The following is a 17,466-nucleotide window of genomic DNA, read 5'->3' on the forward strand; positions in this document are numbered from 1 at the left end:
TGCGGCGTACCCTCGAGTTGTCGGTGCGTCGGTCTCAAGACCAGCCATGATATAACCATTTATCAGGACGAATCGCCGCGTTGCAACCGGTTCCACTACTCACCCACGCACCGACAACTCGCATCTTCGCATCATCCGCGACTCAATGCACGCCGTATCGGGGCACGTTGCCCAGTCAAGTCTCGCCCGAAGAGCAATCCCAGGACGCCCACCAAGCAAAAATATCCATCTACAGACGGAAACGAGTCTCCGAGCGATCAAGCAAACCGACCCCAAGCCTGGCTCCCCTCCCTGAGGGGAGCTGGCCGCGAAGCGGACTGAGGGGAGCACACCGCAAGCGCCCAATCCGCAATCAAGAACGGCCTCGCAGCCACGGCCTTGTCCACTCACTGCCGTCCGCCTTCGTCTACAAGCGCCTCCGGCGGTTGCTTCACGGCTGAGCCGTGAAGCAACCGCCGGAGAAAAAAGATACAGGCCCACACCTACTCGGCGGTCTTCTTGGCGGCCGTCTTGCGCGTGGTGGTCTTCTTCGCCGTGGAAGACTTCGACGCCGAGGTCTTGGACGGCGTCTTCGCGGAAGTCGACTTCGCGGCCTTCGTGGTCTTCTTCGCCGTGGCGGCGGTCTTGCGGCCGCGGCGCTTGGCCGGGCCGGCCGCGCGCTTCTCCGCAAGCAGGCGGAAGGCCTCCGCGGGCTCGATCGTCTCGGGCGCATACTGCTTGGGCAGCGTCCGGTTGGTCTCGCCATCGGTGATGTACGCGCCGTAGAACCCGTCCTTGATGGTCACCGGCTTGCCGTTCTCCGGGTCCGGCCCGAGCTCGCGCAGCGGCGGCTTGGCGGCGCCGCGTCCGCGGCCGCGGCCGTACTTCGGCTGGGCGAACAGCTCCTTGGCCTTGTCGATGTCGACGGTGAAGATCTCGTCCTCCGACCCGAGCGACCGCGTCTCGGTCTTGCCGTCGGCGGCGGTCTTGGTCAGGTACGGGCCATACCGGCCGTTGTTCGCCTCGACCTTGGCTTCGCTTACTTCGCCGGTGTCGGCGTTCGTCTCCTCATACGATCCGACGAGGCGCGGCAGGCTGAGCAGGCGCAGCGCGTCGTCCAGCGTCAGCGACTCGGGGCTCATCGTCTTGAACAGCGAGGCCATCTTGGGCTTCGGCGCGGCGGCCTTCTTCGAGCCGCGCTTGGCCGTGGAAGCTCCCGAGGAACCTCCCGCCGCACCGGCATCGGCATCGTCTCCCGAAACCGCCGGGACCAGCGCCACATACGGACCGAACCGGCCGTTGCGCACTTCGACGGTGCCGCCGCTGACCGGATCGACGCCGAGCTCGCGCGGACCGCCCGAATGGTTGTCGATCAGGTCGCGGCCGACCTCGACGGTCAGCTCGTCCGGGGCCAAGGTGTCGGGCAGGGACGCGCGCTTCGGGTTGCCTTCCGCGTCCAGATGCTCCATGTCCTCCAGATACGGGCCATACCGGCCGACGCGCACATGCAGCCCGTCGCCGATGTCGATCGTGTTGATCGCGCGCGCATCGATCTCGCCGAGCTGCGCGACCTTCTGCTGCAGGCCGGCATGCGCCTCGTCGGAGGACTGCGCCGCGCCGGTGCCGGACCCGAAGTAGAAGCGGGTCAGCCATTCCCGGCCGGTCTCCTTGCCGTGCGCGATCTGGTCGAGGCCGTTTTCCATGTCGGCGGTGAACTCGTAGTCGACGTACTTGGGGAACTTGGTCTCCAGCAGCTTGATCACGGAGAAGGCCAGCCACGAGGGGATCAGCGCGCGGCCGCGCTCGTACACGTAGCCACGGTCGATGATCGTCGAGATGATGCTCGCATAGGTCGACGGGCGGCCGATCTCCTTGGCCTCCAGCGTCTTGACCAGCGACGCCTCGGTGTAGCGCGCCGGGGGCTGCGTCTCGTGCCCGTCGGCGGAGACGTTGGAGGCCTCGACCCGCTGCCCCGTGCTCATCGGCGGCAGCGAGGCGTTCTCCTCGCTGTTCTTCGCGCCCTTGCCCGCACCTTCATCGGAGCCCTTGCCCGCGGCCGCGCCGCCGGCAACCGCCGTCTCGGCGGGCCGGGCGGCCGTACGCCGCCCCTCGCCGGTGGCCTTCATGAAGCCGGGGAACTCGATGACCGTGCCGGAGGCCTGGAAGATCGCCTCGCCGCGCTCCCCCACGGGCGCCGACAGGCGCACGGTCGCGGTGGAGCCGGTGGCGTCGGACATCTGCGAGGCGAGCGTGCGCTGCCAGATCAGCGTGTACAGCTTGAGCTGGTCCGGCGGCACCTTGGCCGCCAGTTCGGCCGGGTCGCGGAAGCGCGCGCCGGCCGGGCGGATGCACTCGTGGGCCTCCTGCGCGCCGGCGGTCTTCGTCGCGTACTGCTTGGGCGCGTCGGACAGGAACGCCTTGCCGAAGTGATATTCGACGGCGCCGCGCGCGGCCGCGATCGCCTCCTGCGACAGCGTGACCGAGTCGGTACGCATATACGTGATGTAACCGTTCTCGTACAGCCCCTGCGCGGCGCGCATGGTCTGGCGGGAACTCATCGACAGCCGGTTGCCGGCGGTCTGCTGCAGCGTCGACGTGGTGAACGGCGGCAGCGGGCGGCGGCGGTACGGCTTCGATTCCATGGAGACCACGGTGAACGGCGCGTCGCCGAGCACCTCGGCGATCGCATTCGCCGACGACTCGTCCAGCTGGCAGACATTGTCCGCGAAACCGGCCGGCGTCAGCTTGCCGTCGGCGCCGAAGTCCTTGGATACCGCGAGACGCTTGCCGCCCAGCGATACCATGCGCGCGTCGAATTCGGCCCGCTGGCCTTCCGCATCGGGCGCGGCGAGCGTGGCAGTCACATCCCAGTAGGAGGCGCGCACGAAGGCCATGCGCTCGCGCTCGCGCTCGACGATCAGACGGGTCGCCACCGACTGCACGCGGCCGGCCGACAGGCCCGGGCCGACCTTGCGCCACAGCACCGGCGACAGCTCGTAGCCGTAGAGACGGTCGAGGATGCGGCGCGTCTCCTGCGCGTCGACCATGTCTCCGTCGACATCGCGCGTGTTGCCCAGCGACGCCTTGATCGCCTCGGGCGTGATCTCGTGGAACACCATGCGCTTGACCGGAACCTTCGGCTTGAGCGTCTGCACGAGGTGCCACGCGATGGCCTCTCCCTCGCGATCCTCATCAGTGGCGAGGTACAGCTCGTCGGCGCCCTTCAGCGCGGATTTGAGTTCGGAGACGGTGCGCTTCTTGTCGCCGTCGACGATGTAGTAGGGCTTGAACCCGTCCTCGACGTCCACGCCGAACTTGCCGAACTTGGCCTTGTCCGCGGCCGGCACCTGGCTGGGCTGGGCCAGATCGCGGATGTGACCGACCGATGCCATGACGGTGTACCCATCTCCGAGATACCCGCCGATCTTCTTGGCCTTGGTGGGAGACTCCACGATGACGAGCTTGCTGCCGGTTGCCATGACTGCTCCTTCGAAAGTTGCCTACGGAACGTCATATTACCCATGAAGTGCGGCCAAACTGCAAAATACCGTGTGGCGCTGCCCGTGGTGTTACCGTCTTGGCGGCGCCGGAGGGGCGCCGATCAGGCCGATCCGGCTCAACGGCGAGGCGGTCAGCTGGCGCATCGCGAGAGCCAGCCCGCCGACCAGCAGCGCGACCCCGGCCACGCCGACGACCGTGGACAGGTGAGATCCGCTCTGCGACCACTGCGCGCTCAGCTCCAGTCCGGGTTCGATCTGCCAGATGACGTACGCCGCGTAGGCGCAGGCCAGCAGCCCCGCGGTGATCATCACCGAGCCGACGATCTGCACGCTCATCGACGAGACGCGCCGGCCCGGGTCGTCCATGCCGGAGGTGCGCGTGCAGGCCAGCGCCAGCAGCGCGATGCCGCCGACGAGCAGGATCGCCATGACCACGTCGGTCGGCCGATGCCAGCCTCCGGCGATCACCGACAGGCCGATCACCAGCATGTACGCGGCCGCGATCAGCGCGCACACGGCGCGCCAGACGCGCGGTACGACGATCAGCAGTATCGTCACGGCGGTCGCCGCGAGAATCATGTGGCCGGAGGGCGCGGAATTCGCGTGCGGGGTGTCGGTGTTGATCAGGAACGGACGCGGCAGCGTGTCCTTCAGCCGCGACGCCGCATAGCAGAGCGCCACGATCGCCGCGCTTTGGCCGATCAGCCACCAGCGTCTGCGCACGATCATCACCACCAGCGCGATCACGCCGATCAGCAGCGACAGGATGACCGTCATGTTGAGCGGTATCGGCAGGACCGTATGGCTGTTCTGCCGGACGAAGGGATCGAGCATGGAGGCGAGCCACTCGGGCAGCGCGTCCTGGAAGCCCGTCACCACGATCTCGTCATAGGATTGGCCGGTTTCGGTGCGCACGCCCAGCCACCACACGCCGGCGGCGAGCGCCAGCAGCAGCGTGCCGAACACCACGCACAGCACGCGGGAGGACACGCGGGGGCGCACGGTCAGCGGGTCCAGCTTGGCCAAGCCCCGTTCGAGGCCGGCGTCGACGCCGGAGCCGGCGCCCGCCATCGCGCCGAAGGCCGGAGCAGCCGACGGCCGTGCTTCGCCCGTAGCCGGGGCCATGGGAGTGAAGACGGGCGGCAGGGGAGCCGGAGCGGCGGCGCCGGTTCCCCTGCCGGCGCCCGCACCCGTGTCGATACCGGCACCGGCACCGGCAAGCATGTTCGCCGGCCCCCTCGGATCCCGTATGGTCGGTTTCTGTTCGTCAGTCATATGCATGATTCTACGGCGCCGGCCGGCGACTGCCCCGAACAGCCGAAAAAGCAAAGAAAAACCTCCACGCACCCGTCAGAGGCCACTTACCCTTGCTGCATTCCTGCCCTGGGGGAGTTGGGTGACATAGCGCCGCGTGGAGGCTCATATCAGTGTACATCATGCCCGGACACCGGTGCGTCGCGCGCGGCGCACCGGTGAGTCGGCACCGTCGAATCAGCGGACCGGCGATTCAGTGGACCGGCGGTTCGGTACCGGCGGTCAGGACAGGGACGCGAGCTTGGCGTCCATGTTCTTCGCGGCCTGGCGGGGCGTGATGGCGCCCTGCACGACCTGCTGCGCCTGGGCCTTGGCCTCCTGCTGCAGCACGTCGGGGCTCTTGGTCCAGTAGTTCATGGACAGGTAGTACTTGCTCTTGCGCAGGCCGTTGTTGTAGACGTCCTCGTACTCCGGAATCACCTTCGAGGAGAAGTTGGTCGCGGTGATGGCGTCGCCGTTGTCGCTCTGCACCTGCAGGGAGTCCTCGCTGATGTAGAAGTTGAGGAACTTCTTGGCGGCGTCGAGCTTCTTGTCGCTGATCTTGGAGTAGATCGCCAGACCCGGGGACGGGGAGCCGGCGCCATAGACCTCGCCGCCGTCCAGCGCGGGGACGGGGGCGATGCCGAAGTTGAGGTTGGACGACTTCAGATCCTTGAAGTCCCACGGACCGGTGGTCATCGTGGCGAGTTCGCCGTTGAGGAACTGCGTCTTCACCGCGTTGCCGTCGATGCCGACCGCGTCGCGCGTGACCAGATCCTCATCCCACAGGCGGTACCACTGCTCCAGCTCCGGGGTCCACTCCTTCTCGAAAGTGCTCTTGCCCTCGAAGATGGCCTTCTCGGCCTCGGCGTCGCCCGCCAGGTCGTACTTGGCGCCCAGGAAGGCCTGGAAGATCTTCGGCACGTCGTCCACCGGCTCCAGGTACGGGGTGATGCCGGCGTCCTTGAGCTTCTTGAGCAGTGCCAGGAAGTCGTCCCAGTTCTCGGGGATGGAGTCGGCGCCGACCTTGGCCAGCAGGTCCTTGTTGTAGACGATGCCGCTCTCCCACGAGGAGACCGAGATGCCGTAGGTCTTGCCGTCCTTGGTCAGATACTCCTTGTTGGCCTCGGACAGGTTCTTCACGGCCGGCTCGTTCGTCAGGTCCAGCGCATTGTCATTGTCGATGATGTTGCTCTTGTTCTCCGTGCAGATGAAGAACAGGTCCGGGGCCTGATTGCCCACGATACGGGTCTGCAGCGTCTGCACGTATTCGCCGACCGGCGGCGAGTAGTTGAAGTCGATCGTGATGTCCGGGTTCTTTTCCTCGAACTTGTCGATGATCGGCTTCATGTACTGCTCGTTGCTCCACGACAGGAACGTGAGCTTGGTCTTGCCGCTATCGGCCCCGCCGCCACACGCAGCAAGGGGCACGACCATCGCGGCCGCCGCGGCGGCTGCGAAAGCGACCTTCATCGTTTTTCCGATATGCATCACGGTATCTCCCTCGATATTGCGATATTGACGCATCGATTGCGTGGCCCCCATTGACCACATAACAGAATTGAATCGCTTCAACTCTCGTTTATCGTTATACTCCATAACGGCGAAACTGTCAACTCGGCGATGCCGACCGACCGTGTTTGCCGCCCTGACGGAGCCCATGCCGCCGCCATGCACAGGACGCAACGCACACCGTGTGGCCGACCATGTTGTCGACCATGTTGTCGACCATAAACGATGCTTTGCGCGTACAAAGCGCGAATGTCGGTTGTATCCGACAGCAACCGAATGTAAGGATTCGACGGAGAAGGACCGGTTTTCTCAGGGGGGCCGATTACGGTTGGGCACATGGTTTCACAGTCACGCAGCGCCTCAGCACGCGCATCACGCTCCGCACGCGGCACATCCGGCACCCGTCGTTCCGCCGGGGGGAACGCCCGCTCGGCGCGCACCGACGCGACCCGCAAACCGGCGGCACGGCACAACGGCGGCGGTTCGCACCGCTCCTACGGCTCCAAGGGGCCGAAGCCGAAAGGCCGCAAGAAGCACCTGATCCTCAAATGGTTCCTCGGCATCGTCGCCGTGTGCATCGCGGCCGGGGTCGGCGCGTTCGCCTACCTGTACATCACCACCGAGGTACCGCAGCCCGAGAAATTCGCGCTCGCCGAGAAGACGACCGTGTACTACGCGGACGGCACCACGACGCTCGGATCGTTCGCCGAGCAGAACCGCGAGATCATCGAGTGCAAGAATCTGCCCGACTATGTGGGCAAGGCGATCGTGGCCTCCGAGGACCGCACGTTCTACACGAACAGGGGCATCGATCTCAAGGGCATCGCCCGCGCGCTCGTCAACAACATCACCAAGGGCACGCGCCAGGGCGGGTCGACCATCACCCAGCAGTACGCGGAACGCTACTATCTGGGCGAAACGACCAGCTACACCGGCAAGCTCCGCGAGGCCATCCTCGCGGTGAAGATCGCGCAGCAGCAGGATAAGAGCGAAGTGCTGTGCAACTACATGAACACGATCTACCTGGGCCGCGGGTCGTACGGCATCCAGGCCGCCGCGCAGGCGTATTTCGGCAAGGACGCCAAGGACCTGAGCCTGGCCGAGGCCGCGACCATCGCCGGCATCATCCCCGCCCCCTCCACCTGGGACCCGGCGCAGAACCCCGACATGGCGACGCAGCGCATGCAGCGCGTGCTGCGCATCATGAAGGAGGACGGGTACATCACCGCCGACGAGCAGGCGCAGGCCAAAACGCTGCCCGCCACCGTCGAATACACGCAGAACAACGTGTACAGCGGACCGAACGGCTATCTGCTCACCACCGTGGAGAACGAGCTGATCAACTCGGGCACCTTCACCAAGGACGACCTCGAGACCGGCGGATACAAGATCATCACCACGATCGACAAGACCATGCAGGACGAGATGCAGACCGTCGGCGACACGCGCCCGGACGGCATGCCCGAGAGCATCCAGGTCGGCGGCATCGCCCTCGACCCGCGCGACGGCACCGTCAAGGCCATATACGGCGGTTCGGATTACCTGACGCACCAGCTCAACAACGCCACGCAGGCCCAGTTCCAGCCGGGCTCCACGATGAAGCCGTTCGCGCTGCTCGGCGCGGCCCAGGAGGGCGTGAACTTCAACACGATGTTCAACGGCAACTCCGGCCATCATTTCAACGGCATCAGCGAGGTCGTGAACAACGCGCTGAACAACAACTGGGGCAACATCAACCTGTACCAGGCCACCGCGAACTCGGTGAACACCGTGTTCATGAACGTCAACGAGCATCTGACGCCGCAACGCACGGCCGCCATCGCCCACGAGGCCGGCATCACGAGCGACATCGACGCGGATTCGCCGTACAACGTGCTCGGCATCAACGCGAGCACCGTGTGGGATCTGGCGCAGGGCCACGCGACGATCGCGGCCAACGGCGTCAAGAACACGCTGCACATCGTCGCCACGGTCAACGACGGCAAGGGCAACGAGGTGTACAAGACCGCCATCAAGAACGAGAAGGTGTTCGACGCGAACGACTGCGCGCTGGTGCAAAAGGCGATGCAGGGCACCACGACGAACGGCACCGCGGCGGGCACCGCGGCGGCGCTCAGCCGTGCGGTGGCCGGCAAGTCGGGTACCGCCAACGACCAGACCGCAGCCTCGTTCGTCGGCTACGTGCCGCAGCTGCTCAACGTGTGGGCGATCTGGAACCCGGGCGACGACGGCAGCTCGCAGGTCGTGCCCGAATTCGCCGGATACGGCATCTCGTCCACCGGCTACCCGGCCCACCTGTTCACCGAATTCATGAGCCAGGCCCTGTCCGGCCAGGAGGTCATCGACTTCCCGACCGCCACCGACAACGGCAAGATCGGCGGATCCGACGGCACATGGGGCCTCGGCTCGGCGTACACCAAGCAGCAGGAGGCCCAGAAGAAAGCGGAAGAGGACGCCAAGAAGCAGGCCGAGGAAGACGCCAAGAAGCAGGCCGACGAGGATGCGCAGAAGAAGGCGCAGCAGGACGAGGAGACGCAGTTCCAGCAGCAGTGCGCCGCCAACGCCCAATACAGCCCGCAATGCCCCGGCTACAAGGATCCCGCCGCGACCGACACCGGCAACGACAGCGGGGCCGGAGACGGCACCGGGACCGGCGGAAACTCCGGTGATTCCGGCAGCACCGGCGGCACCGGCGGCACCGGCTCCGACAGCGGTTCAGACGGCTCAAACAACTCCACCACCACGCCCGACACCGCCAACTCCACCACCACCCAAAACCAGCAATAAGCAAAACATCGGGCTCCCCTCCCTGAGGGGAGCTGTCGGCGCAGCCGACTGAGGGGAGCAAAACCGCAACGCGCAAGCGGATTCCTAAGGCTGTGCCGAATGGGGGTGGTCAGAACCGAGCAAGGTCGAACCAGCCGCCCCACTCGTCACTCGTCGTTACGGGACTCGTCGTTCAGCGCGACGTCGAGCTCGCTGCGGCGGCACAGCGTGCCGAGACTGATCATCGTCTCCACATGCCGCAGACCGGGGATCGACCACACCCGTTCCAGCAGCAGCCATTGAAGCTGCTTATGGTCGCGGACCACGAACCGCGCCATCATGTCGTAGCTGCCGGTGAGGAGCAGCAATTCGGTCAACAGCGGGATCTCGCGCAGGGCCGTAACGATCCTTGCGGGGTTGGCGTCCTGTTCGATGCTCATCGGCATCACCACCAGAATCGGGTATCCCAACGCGGAATGATTCGTGACGATCCCCTTGTGCTCGATGACATGCATGCGCTGCATGCGCTGCATGCGCTCGGCGACGGTCGGTGCCGAAACGCCCAACTGCGAGGCGAGGGAACGCTGTGACCGCGAGGAATCCTCATTGAGGAGCATAAGCAGCCGGCGGTCGACGTCATCCAAGCTCACCGGTGGATAATCGACCTCCAACAGGCCGTGAATATCCAGCGCGGACGACCCGTCGCCCTTATGCTCCGTCATGACAACCCCTTAGTCGGCGTGATCGCCGAAGCCGTGCGCCTCCAATTCCCGAAGCAGCGTCAACGTGAAATTGACGTGGGTAAGATAATCATCCAGCGCACCGTGTTCGTTGTACCCATGCATATTACCATCAGGGCGCAGCGTGCCCGTTGGCGAGGCGATGGGAGCGCCGAGATATTTGAGAAATATGGCGCCCGGACCGGCTCCCGTCATGATGTCGTAGATCACCGGCTCCTTGCCGTATGCCTGCGCGGCCGCATCCGACACCGACTGCCCGAAGCAGGAGTCCGGCGAAGAATAGGCCGGCTCGATGACATCGACCTTCTCAACGGTCGCATCGAGGTTCTGATCGGCCACATACCGACGGATCAGCTCGAAACAGCGCTCGGGATCCATGCCGGGAACCAAGCTGAACCGCACGCGGGCCGAACAGGACGGAGGAATGCTGCGCACGCTGCTCGAATCGAGATCGAAGGAGGCCAGGCTCATGCCCGGCTCGAAAATGAACCGGCGCTGCAGTTCGGCCTCGTTGTCGATCGGGTTGGGGTTGACCGTATCGTTGAGCCGCAGCGAATCGCCCGGCACACCGATCCTGCGCAGCCGGAGCATCGCCTGAGGCGAGGCCTTCACCGCAAGCTCGCGCATGCCAGGCACCGCCACCAGCCCGTCAGGCGTGGTCAGGCTCGCCACGATCTTCATGACCTCCAGCGGCGCCGAGCGCGCCACCGTACCATAGGAGGGATGGATGCCGTCCTTGAGCGCATGGACGGCGATGCGCACGCTCAACGAGCCCCGGCACCCGAATCCGATGGACGGGCTGCCGTCCTCCTCGCGCAGGTAGCTTTCCCACAGGCAGGCGTCGGACCGGAACAAATCGGCGTGTTCCCTGAGCACGTCGCCCAGACCCGGAGAGCCGATTTCCTCGCACGCCTCCGCGAAATAGATGACCGTATACGGCAGCTTGCCGCCGTGCTCCTCCTTCCACAGGCGGAAGGAGTCGAGCCGACCGGCCACATCGGCCTTGTCGTCGCAGGCGCCGCGCGCATACATGACGCCGTCGTGCACCTGTGATTCGTATGGCGGGTAGGTCCATTGGCCCAGATCGCCGGCGTGCTGCACGTCATAGTGGTTGTACAGCATCAGGGTCCTGTCCGACACGCCGCGTTCGATGCCGTAGACCACCGGGCCGTACTCGGGAACCGGCACCGTGCCGACTTCGCCGAACAGCGGGCGCAACTGCCCCTCCAGCCATTCGGCGGCCTTGCCGATTTCCGGCAGGTTGTCCGCCGTGGACGCAAACCGGCAGAGGGTGCGCCACCGCTCGATGATCGCGTCGCGCTGTTCAAGGATGCGGGGATCCATGCTCATATGCAGATCCTGCCTTTCATGTGTCGAGGGTCGTCATCCATCGGGGCCGGCCGCCGTGGTCGCCGCGGGTGACACGGCGACCGGCCCGGGCTCCGTCAGCGCTGCAGCGGCGCCGGCTCCATGCCATACGGATAGTCGGCCAGCAGCTTGCCGCCATCCTTGGTCACCAGTACCAGGCTCTCCAGCCGCACGCCGCCGAAGCCCTGGCGGTAGCAGCCCGGCTCGATGGCGATTACATCGCCCTCAACCAGCTCGCCCGGCGTCTGGTTCAGCGACGGCGGTTCATGCACCTCCAGTCCGACGCCGTGGCCCAGCGAGTGGAAGTACCCTTCGATCAGGGACTCCCCCGGCTTTTTGGTGAGCTGCGTGGGCTGGCCCGCCTCGATCATCGGTTCGCATGAGATGCGGTGCAGCTCGGCCGTGGCCAGACCCGGTCGGATCGCGGCCAAGGTCCGGTCGTAGGATTCCTTGACCAGCTTGTAGTAGAACTTGAGCTCGTCGTTGATCTCGCCCTTGACGAAGGTGCGGGTCATGTCGGTGGTGCATCCGCGCTGCAGATCGCGCGGGTCGATGTCGACGGTGACCGGCTCGCCCTCGAGCACCTGGCCGGAACCGGCGCAGTGCCCGATGCAGGTCTGCGGGCCATGCGCCACGATCGTGCCGCCGTCGTCGCAGCCGTGGCGCAGATAGGCCAGACGCACCAGATACTGCAGATGCTCGCAGGTGAGCGGCTCGCCATCGAGCATCAGTCCGCCGTCTTCGGCGACATCGGCGCGATACAGGGCGTCCGACACGTACGCGGTCGCCTCCTCGGCGGCCTTCTGCGCACGCATGATGCTTTCCAGCTCCGAATCGGTCTTGCAGCGGTGCGCGTCGGAGAAAAATTTCTCGTCGACGGTGAGCTTCAGCCCCTTGGCGCGCAGGAAATCCGCCGCCTGGGTCGGGAACGTCGGCGGGATCAGCGCCTTCGTCACGCCGGTGCGCTTCAGCGCCTCGGCGTAGCAGTCCAACTCGGCCGTGGTCTCGTCCGGCTCGCTTGCCTTGAACTCATCGAAGCCCAGGCTTTCCAACGGCATGACGGTGACGCCGGGCACTTCGCGCATGCGGGCGCTCTCCAAGGTGCTGCATGCCACATAGTCGTCACCCGCCTCGGTGTGGATATACATGAACGGATCATGCACGTCATGGGGGATCAGATGGTGCATATCCGCCGCAGCCGTGCTCGCATAGATGATGAATGCCGATGTCATCAGGACTCCTTCCGTGGGCCGGTATGGACTCACATATCAAAATGCAAGTTTTAATCATACTATCTCTTACAAATATGACACTATCAGTGTATTAGTATTTCATTTGAGTAACAATACCTGATCATCAGTTAACAAATGAATATCTTTTCCGGCTATTGTTGATGCATGTCCACAGAAGAGAAAGGACGGGACATGAACAGGTTCAGTAAAGTGGCCAAAACGGCGGCGATGATCGCCGCGCTCACGCTGTCAATGTCCGGATGCGGCGCATCCTCCAACGGCTCCGGCAGCAAGTCCTCGCAGGATTCCTACGACAAAACCGCAATCATCACCACCAACGGCTCCGAACCGTTGAATCCCCTGACCCCGGTGCAGTCCGTCGAATCGGGCGGCGCCAAGGTCGCCACCCAGCTGTTCGCCGGACTGGTGACCTACAGCAGCGACGGCAAGCCCGTGCTCGACGCCGCCGAATCGATCACGCCGAACGACGACAGCGCCGAATGGACCGTCAAGCTCAAGAGCGGCTGGACCTTCACCAACGGCGAGAAGATGACCTCCGATTCCTTCATCGATTCGTGGAACTACGCGGCGAAGCTGAGCAACGGCCTGCAGGCGGCCTCCTATTTCAGCAACATCCAAGGCTATTCCGATTCCAAGGATTCCGATCTGACCGGCGTGAAGAAGGTGGACGATCTCACGTTCACCGTGGCGCTCAACAAGCCGGAATCCGACTTTCTGATGCGTCTCGGCTACGTCGCCTTCGCACCGATGCCGTCCGTCGCCTTCGACGACATGAAGGCCTACGGCGAGCACCCGATCGGCAACGGCCCGTACAAGATGGCCAGCGACAGCGCATGGCACCACGACCAGAAGATCGAACTGGTCGCCAACCCTGATTACAAGGGCATCCGGCAGCCGAAGAACGGCGGCATCACGTTCAACCTGTACACCTCGCTCAACTCCGCCTACGCGGATGTGCAGTCGGACAACCTCGACATCCTCGACACCCTCCCCGACTCGGCGATCAAGAGCGCGGACACCGCCTTCAAGGGCCGCAACGTCAACCAGGCGGCGGCCATCTTCCAGTCCATCAGCATCCCGTACTACCTGGAGCACTGGAGCGGAGAGGAAGGCACGCTGCGCCGGCAGGCCATCTCCTACGCCATCAACCGCGACACCATCGTCCAGAAGATCTTCAACGGCACGCGCACCCCGGCGACCGACTTCTCGTCTCCCGTGGTGGACGGGTACAGCAAGTCGCTCGAAGGCAGCGACGTGCTGAGCTACAACGCCGACAAAGCCAAGGAACTCTGGGCACAGGCCAACGCGATCTCGGACTACGGCGACAACACCTTCTACATCGCCTACAACGCCGACGGCTCGCACAAGGCCTGGGTCGACGCGGTCTGCAATTCGATCAAGAACACGCTGGGCATCAACGCGGAGGGCGACCCGTACCCCACCTTCTCCGCCTCGCTGGAGGACCGCCTCGGCGCCAAGCTCAAGGGAGCGACCCGCGCCGGGTGGCAGGCCGACTGGCCGTCGCTGTTCAACTTCCTCAACGAGAACTACCGCACCGGAGCCAGCTCCGATCTCGAAGGCTACAGCAACAGCGAGTTCGACAAGCTCATCGACGAGGGCGCCGCCTCCACCTCTTCGGAGGACGCCATCAAGAAGTTCCAGCAAGCCGAGGAGATCCTGCTCAAGGATCTGCCGTCCGTGCCGCTGTGGTATCAGAACGTCAACGGCGTCTGGTCCACGAAGGTCAGCAACGTCAACTTCGGCTGGGATTCCGTGCCGATCTACTATGAGGTCACCAAATCCAAGTGATCGTGCGGCCGCATCCCACGGCCCGCACCACGGTCACCCGATCGACCGATCATGCGATCGCCCGCGCCCGCCCGTACCGGACGCGCCGGGCGGATGACCGACGAAACTGCCACGGCTCCGAGTCCGTGGCAGTTTCATTGATGCCGCCACGGATCGGCGGCGAGCACGCCGTGCGCGCGACTCCCAGCGAGCCGAGCACATCCAGCAAGTCCAGCAAAGTCCAGCAAGTAAGGAAGGAAGCACCCATGCTCAATATCGACCCGTCCTGGAGGCATATCACCTCGCCCGATTTCTCCCCATATGACGGCATGGACCCGGACCGCAAGATCCTGCTTACCGGAGCCGACCTGTTCTTCCCGGACCCGTGCCTGCCGGCGCATGTCATCGAGGCGACCAAACGGGCGTTGGATGAGGGACGCACGCACTATTCGCTGGCCAACGGCTACGCCGAGCCCGAGCTGCGTGAGGCATTGGTGCGCAAGCTGGCGACCTTCAACCAGCTCGAAGTCGACCCCGACACCGAGCTGCTGGTGGTGCCCAGCTCCGCGATGGGCCTGTATCTGGGCATCCGCGTCTGCGTCAGGCCCAACATGGGTGACGAGGTGCTCAACATCGAGCCCGGCTTCTCCGAGAACATCAACGACGTGCTGCAGATCGGCGCGGTCAACGTGCCAGTGCCCGTGCGCGAGGAGACCGGGTTCCATCTGGAGCTCGATGTTCTGGAGTCGAAGATCACCGAACGCACCCGCTGCATCGTGCTGACCAATCCCAACAATCCGACCGGCACCGTGTACGACCGCGAGGAGCTGCTCGGCCTGACGGACATACTCGAACGGCACAATCTCATCGCCGTGGTCGACCAGGATTTCGAGCGGCAGGTCTACGACAAGGAATACGTCACCTTCGCCACGCTTCCCGGCATGCGCGCGCGCACGATCAGCGTGTTCGGCACATCCAAGGATCTGGGGCTCACCGGCTACCGCGTGGCCTACATGGTGGTGCCCAAGGAGCTGTTCCCCGTGCTCAAGCCGGCGATTTTCAACGTGCATGGCCCGACCAACACCTTCGCGCAGATCGGCGCCGCGGCGGCGTTCGACGACCCGAAGTACGCCGACGACTGGGTGGAGCTCATGCGCGCGCGGCGCGCAAGGGGTCAGCGCATACTCGACGCCATCCCGGGTGTGAGCTGCCCGCTGCCCGAGGGCGGATTCTACTTTTGGGCGAATGTCAGCCGTCTGGGCACCTGCGAGGAAGTGCGCGACTGGCTGCTCGCGGACGCGCAGGTCGGCGTTGGCCCCGGCACCTGGTTCACGCCGTTCGGCGAAGGATATCTGCGCATCATGTACGGAGCCGTTCCCAACGAGGAGCTCTACGACGAAGCTCTGCGCCGCATCGACGCCAGTCTGCGCTGGCTGGCCGCGCGCAGGGGCGTCGTCGACTAGCGCTCCCTCTGGAGAGGAACACGGCTGAGGCCAAACCAGTCACGCCCGCCGAATGAGCGACTCGGCGGAACGTCTGCGACAGCGCACGAAGCGTACATCGCATGTAACGTCTCGAGCTGACGGCGCAGCCAACTGGCTCCAACCGATCGCGCCCCGGCGGATTCACACAGACGCTGGTCGATATCGTCGCACGGAACAATCCGACGTGACATTGATCGGAGTCACAGACTTCTGCACACTAGCCGCGTTCCTGTGACCGCCCCCAGATCAACATGAAGCGTCGATTCCCCGCACCGGTGCTTCACCGCCATCGACATGACATATCGTGCTAAAACCTCAGAAAAGTGCGATTCCATCTACATATAAAACCTTAGAAACGTGCAATCGAGGAGTGGCGATGTTCCGGAGGAAGGCGTACAACAGGCTTCTCGCGTGGAAGCGAAACGGCGGCGGGACAGCCATGCTGATCGAGGGCGCCCGCCGTGTGGGCAAGTCCACGGTCGCGGAGGAGTTCGCCAGGAACGAATATGATTCGTATGCTTTGGTCGATTTCACGAGGATGGATGCCGAGTTCAGACAGACATTTTTGGACATGCGCAACGACCTCGACGGCCTGTTCCTGTACCTGTGCGCGGCGCTCGGCGTAACGCTCACGCCACACCGGTCCTTGGTCATCTTCGACGAAGTCCAGATGTTTCCCCAGGCAAGGGAGTTCATCAAGCATCTAGTCGCCGATGGGCGGTTCGACTACATCGAGACCAGTTCGCTGATCTCCATCAACGCCAATGTGAGGGACATTCTGATCCCCTCCGAAGAGGAGTCCATGCGCATGGGACCGATGGACTTCGAGGAATTCCTGTGGGCGATGGGCGAGGAAGCCTTGGCCCGGATGATTCGCTATGCGTTCGAGTCCGGCGTATCGTTGCCCGATTCGCTGCACCGCAAGGCGTCGCGCCTGTGGCGTGAATACATGCTGGTTGGCGGCATGCCGCAGTCGGCGGCGGCCTACGCTCCCGCCCGGGACATGGCCGCGGCGGACCGCGCCAAGCGCCTGGTGCTCAAACTGTATCGGGAGGACATCGGTAAATACGGCGGTCTGGCGGCAAAGCGCGTGCGCGCGGTATTCAATGCAATCCCGGGCCAACTGGCGAAGCATGAGAAGAAACTGGTCTATAGCCAAGTCGAGAAGGGGTCCCGCTCCCGTGACTTCATGACGGCCTTTGCGTGGATGCGCGAGGCCGCGACGGTCAACCTGTGCATACTGGCCGAGGATCCTTCGCTGGGGTTGGCGCTCAGCGCCGACGACACGGTCGTGAAATGCTATATGGCCGATACCGGCCTGCTGTCCACCATGGCGTTCTCCTCGGACGGCCCATCGCTGCCGGACGTGTACCGCCAAGTGCTGCTGGGCGCGGACGGCGTGAACGAGGGCATGCTTGCCGAGAACGCGGTCGCCCAGCAGCTGGTCGCGGTCGGACACGACCTGTACTTCTATGCGAAGTCATCCAACATACGCGAGGAACGTATGGAAATCGACTTCCTGATCGTGCGCCCGTACCCGGGACGCAGCGATGAAACCGCGAATCAGCCCCATCGAGGTCAAGTCCGGTAAACGGTATTCGACAGTGTCTCTCGACAAGTTCCGCACGAAGTTCGCTGGCAGAACGGGAGAGGAATATGCGCTTCATTCCCGGCCCATGGCAAGGGACGGCTATCGGCGCCTGCTGCCCCTGTACATGGCATTCTGCCTGTAACCGGACTCCCTTGCCAAAAAGTCCACAGCCCCGTCATGAACCATATGACG

The 17,466-nt window shown here is 64.4% G+C and carries 9 protein-coding genes, 1 other RNA gene and 1 pseudogene; 4 read left to right on the forward strand and 7 right to left on the reverse strand.

Going from position 1 to position 17,466, the window contains the following annotated elements:
• Window positions 1–482: 482 nt before the first annotated feature.
• From topA to BBSC_RS11320, 4 genes are all read right to left on the reverse strand, one after another.
• Window positions 483–3,458: a type I DNA topoisomerase gene (gene topA, locus BBSC_RS11310; RefSeq protein ID WP_033517178.1), complete on the reverse strand. Its 2,976-nt coding sequence runs from the start codon at window positions 3,456–3,458 to the stop codon at window positions 483–485.
• Window positions 3,459–3,548: 90 nt separating this feature from the next.
• Complete coding sequence (locus BBSC_RS11315) at window positions 3,549–4,754, reverse strand: phosphatase PAP2 family protein (protein ID WP_033517180.1); 1,206 nt, start codon at window positions 4,752–4,754, stop codon at window positions 3,549–3,551.
• Window positions 4,755–4,806: 52 nt separating this feature from the next.
• Window positions 4,807–4,903, reverse strand: an RNA gene (gene ffs / locus BBSC_RS13065) — signal recognition particle sRNA small type.
• 112 nt (window positions 4,904–5,015) lie between these two features.
• Complete coding sequence (locus BBSC_RS11320; RefSeq protein ID WP_033517238.1) at window positions 5,016–6,263, reverse strand: ABC transporter substrate-binding protein; 1,248 nt, start codon at window positions 6,261–6,263, stop codon at window positions 5,016–5,018.
• 561 nt (window positions 6,264–6,824) lie between these two features.
• Between BBSC_RS11320 and BBSC_RS11325 the strand changes: the two genes are divergently transcribed.
• Complete coding sequence (locus tag BBSC_RS11325) at window positions 6,825–9,071, forward strand: transglycosylase domain-containing protein (protein WP_375713294.1); 2,247 nt, start codon at window positions 6,825–6,827, stop codon at window positions 9,069–9,071.
• A gap of 146 nt (window positions 9,072–9,217) precedes the next feature.
• Here BBSC_RS11325 and BBSC_RS11330 read toward each other — a convergent pair whose 3' ends face one another.
• The 3 genes from BBSC_RS11330 to BBSC_RS11340 form a co-directional block, all read right to left on the reverse strand.
• Window positions 9,218–9,772 (reverse strand): Lrp/AsnC family transcriptional regulator, encoded by a 555-nt coding sequence (locus tag BBSC_RS11330; RefSeq protein ID WP_033517181.1) that lies wholly within the window; start codon window positions 9,770–9,772, stop codon window positions 9,218–9,220.
• A 9-nt stretch (window positions 9,773–9,781) separates the two neighbouring features.
• Window positions 9,782–11,140, reverse strand: a complete 1,359-nt coding sequence (locus BBSC_RS11335; protein WP_033517183.1) for a M20/M25/M40 family metallo-hydrolase — start codon at window positions 11,138–11,140, stop codon at window positions 9,782–9,784.
• 95 nt (window positions 11,141–11,235) lie between these two features.
• Window positions 11,236–12,390 (reverse strand): M24 family metallopeptidase, encoded by a 1,155-nt coding sequence (locus BBSC_RS11340; RefSeq protein ID WP_051923127.1) that lies wholly within the window; start codon window positions 12,388–12,390, stop codon window positions 11,236–11,238.
• Between the two features lie 192 nt (window positions 12,391–12,582).
• Here BBSC_RS11340 and BBSC_RS11345 point away from each other — a divergent pair, with 192 nt between their 5' ends.
• The 3 genes and pseudogenes from BBSC_RS11345 (at window position 12,583) to BBSC_RS11355 (ending at window position 17,416) form a co-directional block, all read left to right on the forward strand.
• Window positions 12,583–14,220, forward strand: coding sequence for a peptide ABC transporter substrate-binding protein (locus BBSC_RS11345; protein ID WP_033517185.1), 1,638 nt, complete (start codon window positions 12,583–12,585; stop codon window positions 14,218–14,220).
• Window positions 14,221–14,465: 245 nt separating this feature from the next.
• Window positions 14,466–15,662, forward strand: coding sequence for a pyridoxal phosphate-dependent aminotransferase (locus BBSC_RS11350; protein WP_051923128.1), 1,197 nt, complete (start codon window positions 14,466–14,468; stop codon window positions 15,660–15,662).
• A gap of 397 nt (window positions 15,663–16,059) precedes the next feature.
• A pseudogene (locus BBSC_RS11355) lies at window positions 16,060–17,416 on the forward strand (ATP-binding protein).
• Window positions 17,417–17,466 lie beyond the last annotated feature (50 nt).

This window comes from Bifidobacterium scardovii JCM 12489 = DSM 13734 (assembly GCF_001042635.1).
In the GTDB taxonomy this organism is placed as follows: Bacteria; Actinomycetota; Actinomycetes; order Actinomycetales; family Bifidobacteriaceae; genus Bifidobacterium; species Bifidobacterium scardovii.

Bases quoted from the DNA above. Each gene is read 5' to 3' on its own strand.
- topA (WP_033517178.1), bottom strand. From the start codon at position 3,458: ATGGCAACCGGCAGCAAGCTCGTCATCGTGGAGTCTCCCACCAAGGCC.
- BBSC_RS11315 (WP_033517180.1), bottom strand. From the start codon at position 4,754: ATGACTGACGAACAGAAACCGACCATACGGGATCCGAGGGGGCCGGCG.
- BBSC_RS11320 (WP_033517238.1), bottom strand. From the start codon at position 6,263: ATGCATATCGGAAAAACGATGAAGGTCGCTTTCGCAGCCGCCGCGGCG.
- BBSC_RS11330 (WP_033517181.1), bottom strand. From the start codon at position 9,772: ATGACGGAGCATAAGGGCGACGGGTCGTCCGCGCTGGATATTCACGGC.
- BBSC_RS11335 (WP_033517183.1), bottom strand. From the start codon at position 11,140: ATGAGCATGGATCCCCGCATCCTTGAACAGCGCGACGCGATCATCGAG.
- BBSC_RS11340 (WP_051923127.1), bottom strand. From the start codon at position 12,390: ATGACATCGGCATTCATCATCTATGCGAGCACGGCTGCGGCGGATATG.
- BBSC_RS11345 (WP_033517185.1), top strand. From the start codon at position 12,583: ATGAACAGGTTCAGTAAAGTGGCCAAAACGGCGGCGATGATCGCCGCG.
- BBSC_RS11350 (WP_051923128.1), top strand. From the start codon at position 14,466: ATGCTCAATATCGACCCGTCCTGGAGGCATATCACCTCGCCCGATTTC.